Raw genomic sequence first — 9,718 nt, forward strand, 5'->3', positions numbered from 1 at the left:
GCTTTATGATGGCATCGTGTTTAGGTGTTTATGGAGTTTTTGGCTAAGTTTATGCCCTAAATATTTTTTGAATGAAAAAGATCCTGTTTCCGGTGCTCCTGCTGTTATTTTTGAGTGCCTGCGATTTTTCTGATTATATCCTGAAACAAGATTTGACTTTTACCACTGTTTTTGAGGAATCGGGCGGGACGGAAACCGCCACCTACCAGCAGATCATTGACTTTTACCAGGACCTGGCTGCCGTATACCCTTCCATAGAACTGCAATCTATTGGTGAAACGGACAGCGGAAAACCACTGCACCTCGCGATCTTCAATCCCGACAAGGATTTTGACCTGGAATCAGCAAGAGCCGACAAAACCGTGATCCTGATCAACAACGGGATACATCCCGGCGAAAGCGATGGCATAGATGCTACCATGATGCTTTTTAGAGATCTGGCGCAGGATTCTGTCAAAGTACCCGAAAACACCATTATTGCAGCCATTCCTGTTTACAATGTTGGCGGCGCCCTTAACCGCAACTCCTTTACCCGCACTAACCAGAACGGACCAAAAGCTTACGGCTTCCGCGGAAATGCCCGCAACTATGACCTTAACCGGGACTTCATTAAAGCCGATACTAAGAACACCAGGACCTTTTACGAAATCTTTCACGAGGTAGATCCCGATGTTTTTATCGACACCCACGTAAGCAACGGGGCCGATTACCAGTACACGCTTACCCACCTGTTCACCCAGCACGACCAAATGGGCGGGGAATTGGGAAGTTATATCAAGAACCAGTTGCGGCCGGGGCTGGAAAAAGCACTGAAGGCAAAGGATAACGAAATGACACCCTATGTGAACGTTTTCAATGATGTTCCCGAAAAAGGGTTTACCCAGTTCCTCGATACGCCGCGGTACTCTACCGGTTACACCAGCTTGTGGAACACGGTTGGGATGATGATCGAGACCCATATGCTGAAACCCTACGACAAAAGAGTTTGGGGCACTTATGAAACCCTGCTCTCAATGATCGAGATAGCCGATAAGGACTCCAAACTCATTAGAAACCTGAGAACCCAGGCCTTCCAGACCTTTCCCGAGCAAAAGTCCTATGCTTTCGATTTCAAGCCGGACAGCAGCCAGGTATCAAGCCTGCAGTTCAAAGGTTATGAGGCGGAAAGGATAGAAAGTGAGGTTACCGGCGCCATGAGACTTAAATACGACACCACCAGGCCGTTCACTAAAAAAGTGGATTATTATGATACTTTTAAAGCCCAGCGGCAGGTCACCATGCCCAAAGGATATATCATTCCCCGGGGTTGGTGGCCTATCCTGCAATTGCTGGAACTTAATGAAGTGGTGATGGAGGAATTCGATAAGGACACTATGATAACGGCGCAGGTGTACCGCATCAAAAATTTCAAGACCCGCAGCCGTGCTTATGAAGGACATTATATGCATTCGGAGACCAAAGTGACGCAGGGAATTCAGAAAGTGCGCATTAGAAGAGGTGATGTTTTTGTTCCTCTGAAGCAAAAAGCAGCAAAATATCTGATGGCGACGCTGGAACCCGAAGCCCCCGATTCCTTTTTCAACTGGAACTTCTTTGACAGCGTACTGCAGCAAAAAGAAGGATTTTCACCCTATGTTTTTGAAGATATTGCCCGCGAATTCCTTGATGATTACCCTAAAATAGAAGAAGAATTCCTTCAGAAGAAGCAGAACGATCCGGAATTCGCCCAAAACTGGTATGCCCAGCTGGAGTGGATCCACAGGAAATCTGAGCATTACGAAAAGTCACATTTACGATACCCGATTTTTAGAATAAACAGGTAGCATTTCTTCAGGGAAGAGAAGTTTAATGTTGGCATAAGATTTCTGAAGGGCCTTTTGAGCCTTTTCGCGATCCTTCCATTTTACTTTCATGATGCCCTCTTTCACTTCGGGAACCAGTTCCCCGGTGTAGTCGGTTCTCATTTCGTACCAGTAGGTCACCTTGAGCTTGTACTTTCCTTTGCGCTGAAAGACATGGTAAGTCTTCTGCAGAAAACGGGTGATCTCAAGGTTCTGCACTCCCGTCTCCTCCTCTACTTCCCTTATCGCCCCTTCCTCGAGGCTTTCGGTTTTTTCTACTCTTCCCTTCGGAAGGTCCCACCTGCCGTTACGATAGATGAAAAGCACCTCATTCTGCTTGTTCAAAACCATTCCGCCTGCAGCCGTCACCACCGGAAGTTTCTTAAAAAGATGTTTCAGCAGTTTCTCCTCTTTTGAATGGTGGAGGTGCACGTATAAAAGTTTTCCTTTATTGATCTTTTTAATGATCTTTTTTAATTTCACTTCCTTTATGGGGAGAGATGTGTATTTTTCCCCCATATCCTGCTCTGCGGAAAGAATAATGGGAATATCATTAACAAAAACTTTATACATTTGCAGTATGGTTTTAGATAAAGAAACAGCACGCAAAACGGCTGAACTGTTATTGCAAATTAAGGCAATAAAATTAGATGCACAACAAGGTTTTCAATGGGCGAGCGGCTGGACCTCTCCAATTTACTGTGACAACCGTGTAATCCTTTCCTATCCTCCCATCCGCAATTTTGTGAGGGAGAATATGGCCAAACAAATTGAGCAACTGTATGGCCGTGCCGATGTGATCGCTGGCGTGGCCACCGGCGCCATTGGCGTAGGAATGCTGGTTGCCGAATACCTGGGACTGCCGTTCGTATATGTGCGTCCTGAACCTAAGAACCACGGAAGAAAGAACCAGATAGAAGGCAAGCTCGACGAAGGCCAGAAAGTGGTGGTCGTTGAAGACCTCATCAGTACTGGGAAAAGCAGCCTTAACGCGGTGAACGCCCTGAAGGAAGCCGGAGCTAACGTTAAGGGAATGCTGGCCATCTTTTCCTACGGATTTCAGAATGCTTCCGAAAACTTCAAAGAGGCCAACGTGGAACTGCATACCCTGAGCAACTATGACTTTTTGCTGGAAGTTGCTCAAAAAACAAATTATATCAATCAAGCCGAAGCCGAGCTGTTGGAAGGCTGGCGCAAAGATCCGGGGAACTGGAAAAAATAAAATGCTATGGAATTAGAAAGCGATAAAGTAAAAGTAAATAAGAGTCAGGAAGAGCTTTTCAACTTTTTGACCAATGTAGAGAACTACGAAAAGATCATGCCCGAGAGCAAGGAGAAGTTCGAGGTGAAGTCTCAGGACACCTTTGCTTTTGCCCTAAAAGGCATGCCCGAGATCGAACTGCAGATCAAAGAAAAAAGAGCACCGGAATTCATCGTGTTGGGATCTACTTCAGACAAGTTCAATTTCTCGCTTGACGTGGTCATTGAAGAAGCCGGCCCTGACCAAAGCGAAGCCCAGATGTTCTTCCACGGAAAATTCAACACCATGATGGCCATGATGGTCAAAGGTCCGTTGAAGAAATTCATTGCCACCCTGGCAGAGAACACCTCAAAACTTTAGAAACATAGCCGCACCTCCTTGAGGTCGAATTCCTTGAGGAGTTCCTCTTCGGTACGCACCAGGAGTTTTCCGCTTAAAGAAACATCGGCGATCATCCCGGTAAAGAGGGTTTTATCGGGAAGCTCGAAGGTGGATGGTACATGGATCCGGAAAAGCTGGCTTTTATAGTCGGTTAAGATTTCCGCTGCACGTTTATTGGAGAGTTGATCGAGTTCCTTTTCGAGGGCATATAGCAGTACGGCCAGCACTTCATCAAGGTCAAATCTCTTCTGGGTGACCGAGAACATGGAGCCTGCCTGCGGGAGACCGGAAAATGCTTTTTGATTCACATTGAGTCCTACTCCAATGATGCTCGCAGCCACCTTGCCGTCGTTAAGGACGTTTTCAATAAGCACGCCTCCTATCTTGTAATTGGCTGACATTATGTCGTTAGGCCATTTCACCTTCAGCCGTGGCAGCTCGAATTGATCAAGGGCTTCCACGATGGTTGTGGCTACTGCCGCGCTTAACAGGAATTGGTGGTCAGGTGAAATGCCGGGTTTGGGATAAACTATACTGAAAGTAAGGTTTTCGCCGGGTTCAGAATTCCAGACAGTGCCCCGTTGTCCCCTTCCTGAGAGCTGATTTTTTGCTACGATACAGGTGGCCGGCAGCTGTGGATTTTCCCGAAACATCTCACGCCCAAAAGAATTGGTGGAGTTGATGGCATTAACTTTGATAAGGTGCATATAGATAAGAGAATAATGCAGGCGTTAAATGTTATGAAAACCAAGGTTCAAAAAGAGTAAAAAGTAATAACTTTGCGCAAAGAAATAAATTTAATGACAAAAAAAGAAACGAGCAGCGACATACTTATTGCACATATAATCAAAGGGATTGAGGAAGTAAAGGGAAATGATATTGATATCCTGGATTTACGAGAAATAGAAAATACCGTTTGTGATTATTTCGTTATCTGCAACGGAACTTCAAATACGCAGGTAAACGCCATAGTGAATTCCATCCAAAAAACCGTTAGCAAATCAATTAAGGACAAGCCCTGGCACATAGAAGGTTCAGAGAATGCCGAATGGGTGCTGATGGATTACGTGAATGTAGTTGTTCATGTTTTCCAGAAACATATCAGGGAATATTACGATATTGAAAGCCTTTGGGGAGATGCCAAAGTGACTTCAATCGAAACAAATTATTAAGATCTAAGAACAAGAGCATGGCTAAAGAGCAACCGAATAAAAATAATTCGCCTAAGAAACCAAAATTCAGCGCATACTGGATCTATGCGGCCATCATTTTGGTTTTCCTGGCAATAAACTTCTTTAGCGGTAGCGGGTTCAACGAACCTGCCAAAACGAATCCGGCCGAATTCCTGAATTACCTCGAGCAGGGGGATGTGGAAAAGGTGGTGATCGTGAACCGCAATCAGGCTAGGGTATTCCTAACCGAAGAAGCCAAACAAAAAGACATTCACAAGCAGGCAGTTCAGGATGAGCTGTTCCCGTCGGGAGATACGCCTGCCTACACCTTTGAGTTCGGGGACCTGCAGAACCTGGAAGACGATATAAGGGAAACCAAAGCAGAAAACAACCTGAACACCCCTGTGGTTTTCGAGTCTCAGCACAACATGTGGGGAGATATTTTCCTCACTCTCCTACCCTTCATCCTTATCATTGGGATCTGGATCTTCATCATGCGAAGAATGAGCGGCGGTGCCGGTGGCGGTGCAGGCGGACAGATCTTCAACATTGGGAAATCCAAAGCCAAATTGTTTGATCAGAATACCGACGTTAAAACCTCTTTTAAAGATGTTGCCGGTCTTGAAGGCGCGAAGGAAGAAGTACAGGAGATCGTGGATTTCCTTAAGAACCCTGAAAAATACACTTCTTTGGGAGGAAAGATCCCGAAAGGAGCGCTTTTGGTAGGACCTCCGGGAACCGGTAAGACCTTACTAGCAAAAGCGGTAGCAGGAGAGGCTAAAGTACCTTTCTTCTCCCTGTCAGGTTCAGATTTCGTTGAAATGTTCGTGGGAGTTGGTGCTTCCAGGGTTCGTGACCTGTTCAAGCAGGCCAAGGAAAAATCACCTTCAATTATATTTATTGACGAGATCGACGCTATTGGTCGTGCCCGTGGAAAAAGCAATTTCTCAGGTTCAAACGACGAAAGGGAGAATACCCTTAACCAGTTATTGACCGAGATGGATGGTTTTGGAACCAACACTAACGTGATCGTGATAGCAGCTACGAACCGTGCCGATGTACTGGATAAGGCCTTAATGCGTGCCGGACGATTCGATCGCCAGATCTATGTGGATCTGCCAGATGTAAGGGAGAGAAAAGAGATCTTTGACGTACACCTTCGTCCGCTCAAGAAAGTGGCCGACGAGCTGGATACAGATTTCATGGCGAAACAGACTCCGGGATTCTCGGGAGCAGATATCGCCAACGTATGTAACGAAGCGGCGCTTATCGCCGCAAGAAAAGGAAAACAGGCGGTAGGCAAACAGGATTTCCTGGATGCAGTAGACCGTATAGTGGGTGGTCTTGAGAAAAAGAACAAGATCATCACCCCTGAAGAGAAGCAAGCCATCGCCTTCCATGAAGCCGGTCACGCTACTGTGAGCTGGATGCTGGAGCACGCTGCGCCTCTTGTAAAAGTTACCATTGTGCCTCGCGGGCAATCGCTGGGAGCTGCGTGGTACCTTCCGGAAGAAAGATTGATCGTGCGTCCTGAACAGATGCTGGACGAGATGTGTGCCGCCCTGGGAGGACGTGCTGCCGAAAAGGTCATTTTCAACAAGATCTCAACAGGAGCTCTGAGTGACCTGGAAAAAGTAACTAAACAGGCACGTGCCATGGTGACCATCTATGGACTGAACGATAAGGTGGGTAACCTTACCTACCACGATTCTTCAGGACAAAGCGAATATAATTTCACAAAACCATATTCTGAAAAAACTTCAGAATTAATAGATAAAGAGATCTCCAACCTTATCGAGGAACAGTATCAAAGGGCCATCAAATTGCTGGAAGAGAACAAGGACAAACTTACCCAGTTAGCTGAGATCTTACTCGACAAAGAGGTCATTTTCAAGGATAACCTGGAAGAGATCTTCGGAAAGAGACCCTACAAGAGCCGGGATGAACAAGTGAACGGACAGTCACACGGAAAAAATGTTCCGGCGAGGGAAGAGACGGTGACCGAGAGAACATTTCCTTCGGGATCGGGAAGTGAAGATCCCGCTTCAGATAAGCCTTCAGAAGAAAAATAAGACATCAAGAGTAAAAAATCTTAACTTTAATTAATCTATAAGTTAAGATTTTTTACCTTTGGTAGAAATGCTACTTTAGTGTAATAAGCAAAACCTATATGAGTCTATTTAGAAATTTTTTGAATCCTAAATCTAAATCAGACAAAGGTCAGGACACGCCAGAAAATTCTGACCGTAGCAAGTATATGCCAGATGTTAAGTTACCTACCGATGAACGTTTCATGCTTAACTTCAAAAACAACGGAGGTAAATTCCTTTACTGCGAGAGCAATGAGGAGTTAATGGAAATATTTGACAACATTATGTTGGAAAATGATTGGTATGAAAAGAAAGCTTGTTGTTTTGATTCGAATTTAAGGAACAAATTTTCAGATTATAACCTGGAATTCACCAACTCGGGTGACGCGGCGTTCTTTCTGAGCTCCTGTGAATATCTCATTGCCAACGACGGATCTGTGCTGATCTCCTCTAACCAGATCAAGGAAAAAAAACTAAGGGAGCTGCCCTACAATTTTGTCATGGTAGCCTCTACGAGCAAACTGGTAGACGCTATTGGAGAAGGCCTTAGAGGGATCAAATTCAAGAACAAAGACCGCATTCCGTCTAATATCACCACCATTAAAAACTTCGAGAATAATAAGGAAGGAGACTTCATGAGTTATGGAAGTAGCACAAAAAACCTATATTTGCTGCTTCTGGAAGATCTATAACATGAAGGAAAATATTATTCGTGGTTTATCAGGTGTGATGTATGTCTCTATACTTGTAGTCTCCATATTTTCATCTGAATTTGCCTTTACCACTCTTTTCCTGTTGTTCGGGATCATTTGTTTAAGGGAACTTCAAAGACTCCTGCATTTAAAAAGTTACCTGGGTTATTTCCTGCTCTTTTTCCTGTTCTACCTGTTCAGTTATGCCCGATGGAGCCCCTACGCGACCATGGTGCTGCTCATCATCACCCTTTTCGTAAATATGTTCCTGGTCAAGGACCTGATGCTGGTAAACAAGATCCCGCTCTTTGAAAAGAAGAAGTATGTGATCATCGTTTTCTACCTCATCGCTTCTCTTATCTTCCTAACCCTTATCCCCAGCTATACCGGAGACTTCACACCCGAGCTCGTTATAGGCATCTTCTCCCTCATTTGGATTAACGATACTTTTGCCTATCTTGTAGGGAAGAACTTTGGAAAGAAAAAATTGTTTGAACGTATTTCACCTAAAAAGACCGTGGAAGGTTTTTTGGGAGGTCTTATTTTTTCGGCGGTAGCCGCTTATCTGGTCTATTTTTTGACCGGACTGCTTAACCTGCACACCTGGGTGGGAATGGCCATTATTCTAAGTATTTTTGGCACCCTTGGAGACCTTATACAGTCAAAGTTCAAAAGACAGGCAGGCGTTAAAGACAGCGGAAGGTTAATGCCCGGCCATGGAGGCTTGTTTGACAGGTTAGATAGTATTATTTTTGCAAGCCCTTTTGTCTACGCATTTTTACAATTTCTAAACTATGTTTCATAAAGAAGGATATAAAATTATGGCCATCGCAGTGATCTTGCTGATCGTTGTGAACCTGGTCGCCCATACATTCATTTTCACCGACTGGATCAAACAGCTAATCCTGATTGGAACCCTCATCCTGTTCTTTTTGATCATACAGTTCTTTAGGAACCCAAAAAGGAACACTCAGCTCAACGACGCTCATATTGTAGCGCCCGTAGACGGAAAGGTCGTGGTCATAGAAGAAGTATACGAAAAAGAATATTTCAAGGACCAGCGTCTGATGGTTTCGGTTTTCATGTCACCGATCAATGTACATGTCACCAGGCATCCTATAAGTGGAAAGGTGAAGTACAGCAAGTACCATCCCGGGAAATATCTCGTAGCCTGGCACCCCAAAGCCAGCGAAGAGAACGAGCGCACTACGGTTGTTGTTGAGAACGAGGTGGCAGGAGAAGTGCTTTACAGGCAGATAGCCGGGGCACTGGCCAAGCGCATTGTGAACTACGCAAAAGTAGGCGATGAAGTGGTACAGGGCAGTGACAGCGGATTCATAAAATTCGGGTCGCGAGTAGATGTTTTTCTGCCTTTAGGCACTCCTCTGGAAGTAAAACTTAACCAAAAAGTAAAAGGTGGTTTAAGCCTCATCGCTAAAATTTCTTAATCAATGCCAATTCTTAATTTTATTATGACTTCGGAAGAAATTGACAAAGAATTCCAGGAAGCCTATAAAAGGGCAAGTAGAACCGATCAGAAATTTCCTCCCGATATCATGCTGCAGTTTTATGCCTACTACAAGCAGGCCACCGAACAGGAGGGGATCTACACTCCTTCAGGCGAAGATGACGTAAGAAACGCCTTTAAATTAAATGCCCTCCTGCAGATCAAAGGAATGAGCATCAAGGAAGCCAAAAAGAATTACATAGACCTGGTGAACCGGTATATTACGGAGTAGTTCTTCGGTTGTCTGTTGTCGGTTTTCGGTTCTGAGTTTTCGGTTTTCTGTTCTCTGTTCTCTTTTCTTAAATTATAGTTGTTCTTCCGGTTTTCTCACCATACTTTCAGTTCTTTCTAAAAACAAAAAGGGCCACTCCTTACGAAGTAGCTCCTTTTTCTCTCTTTATTCTTTTCAGAAGTAACCCAAATTTTGAATATTGAATCCTAAATCCGGATTTATGTCGGGTACTGAAATAGGTTGACCGTTTTACGGAGTTTAAAACAACTCAGTATTATGGCAAAACCACAAGATTTTTCTAAAGAAGTTTCTCAGCGGGTAAATCGTTATTTTAGTGATAGCTTTAAGCGTAAAAAAGTTCGGGAAATTGAAAGGAACCTCACCACAGTTTCAGAGGTTAGCAAAGAGTATGAAGTGTCTACAACGGCAGTTTATAAATGGCTGGACAAATACTCCCGTGATCGCAAAAGAGGTGTAAAACAAGTTGTAGAGCTTATGAGTGATACCCGTAAAATTCAGGACTTGAAGGCTAAGATCCGGGA

Annotated in this window: 12 protein-coding genes; 10 read left to right on the forward strand and 2 right to left on the reverse strand. The window is 44.4% G+C overall.

Annotated features, from left to right (window positions below; translation table 11 throughout):
- Positions 1-71 precede the first annotated feature (71 nt).
- A complete protein-coding gene (locus BLS64_RS11425) occupies positions 72-1,823 on the forward strand; it encodes a M14 family metallopeptidase (protein ID WP_093113546.1) in 1,752 nt (583 codons plus the stop codon).
- Here BLS64_RS11425 and BLS64_RS11430 read toward each other — a convergent pair.
- Positions 1,791-2,414, reverse strand: coding sequence for an NUDIX hydrolase (locus tag BLS64_RS11430; RefSeq protein ID WP_093113545.1), 624 nt, complete (start codon positions 2,412-2,414; stop codon positions 1,791-1,793). The two genes, BLS64_RS11425 and BLS64_RS11430, sit on opposite strands and share 33 nt — an antisense overlap.
- Positions 2,415-2,421: 7 nt before the next feature.
- On the opposite strand from BLS64_RS11430, the gene pyrE reads away from it, so the two are divergent.
- On the forward strand, positions 2,422-3,063 hold the full coding sequence (gene pyrE / locus BLS64_RS11435) for an orotate phosphoribosyltransferase (protein WP_093113544.1): 642 nt from the start codon (positions 2,422-2,424) through the stop codon (positions 3,061-3,063).
- 6 nt (positions 3,064-3,069) lie between these two features.
- Positions 3,070-3,462 (forward strand): orotate phosphoribosyltransferase, encoded by a 393-nt coding sequence (locus BLS64_RS11440; protein WP_093113543.1) that lies wholly within the window; start codon positions 3,070-3,072, stop codon positions 3,460-3,462.
- Here the strand turns inward: BLS64_RS11440 and BLS64_RS11445 are convergent.
- Positions 3,459-4,190 (reverse strand): biotin--[acetyl-CoA-carboxylase] ligase, encoded by a 732-nt coding sequence (locus BLS64_RS11445; RefSeq protein ID WP_093113542.1) that lies wholly within the window; start codon positions 4,188-4,190, stop codon positions 3,459-3,461. The two genes, BLS64_RS11440 and BLS64_RS11445, sit on opposite strands and share 4 nt — an antisense overlap.
- 93 nt (positions 4,191-4,283) lie before the next feature.
- Between BLS64_RS11445 and rsfS the strand changes: the two genes are divergently transcribed.
- From rsfS to BLS64_RS11480, 7 genes are all read left to right on the forward strand, one after another.
- The gene (gene rsfS / locus BLS64_RS11450) at positions 4,284-4,655 is read left to right on the forward strand and encodes a ribosome silencing factor (protein ID WP_093113541.1); all 372 of its coding nucleotides are present in this window, start codon (positions 4,284-4,286) and stop codon (positions 4,653-4,655) included.
- A gap of 17 nt (positions 4,656-4,672) precedes the next feature.
- On the forward strand, positions 4,673-6,727 hold the full coding sequence (gene ftsH / locus BLS64_RS11455) for an ATP-dependent zinc metalloprotease FtsH (RefSeq protein ID WP_093113540.1): 2,055 nt from the start codon (positions 4,673-4,675) through the stop codon (positions 6,725-6,727).
- Positions 6,728-6,825: 98 nt separating this feature from the next.
- The gene (locus tag BLS64_RS11460) at positions 6,826-7,437 is read left to right on the forward strand and encodes an LUD domain-containing protein (protein ID WP_093113539.1); all 612 of its coding nucleotides are present in this window, start codon (positions 6,826-6,828) and stop codon (positions 7,435-7,437) included.
- A gap of 1 nt (position 7,438) precedes the next feature.
- Positions 7,439-8,242 (forward strand): phosphatidate cytidylyltransferase, encoded by an 804-nt coding sequence (locus tag BLS64_RS11465; protein WP_093113538.1) that lies wholly within the window; start codon positions 7,439-7,441, stop codon positions 8,240-8,242.
- Entirely contained in the window at positions 8,232-8,885 is a 654-nt protein-coding gene (locus BLS64_RS11470) for a phosphatidylserine decarboxylase family protein (RefSeq protein WP_093113537.1), read from the forward strand. Before BLS64_RS11465 ends, BLS64_RS11470 begins: the two co-directional genes overlap by 11 nt.
- A gap of 3 nt (positions 8,886-8,888) precedes the next feature.
- Positions 8,889-9,176: an acyl-CoA-binding protein gene (locus tag BLS64_RS11475; protein WP_245693441.1), complete on the forward strand. Its 288-nt coding sequence runs from the start codon at positions 8,889-8,891 to the stop codon at positions 9,174-9,176.
- Positions 9,177-9,452: 276 nt separating this feature from the next.
- On the forward strand, positions 9,453-9,718 hold a 266-nt coding region (locus BLS64_RS11480), incomplete at its 3' end, for a transposase (protein ID WP_143019308.1).

Origin of the sequence: Salinimicrobium catena, assembly GCF_900102915.1 — a bacterium.
GTDB classification, from domain to species: domain Bacteria; phylum Bacteroidota; class Bacteroidia; order Flavobacteriales; family Flavobacteriaceae; genus Salinimicrobium; species Salinimicrobium catena.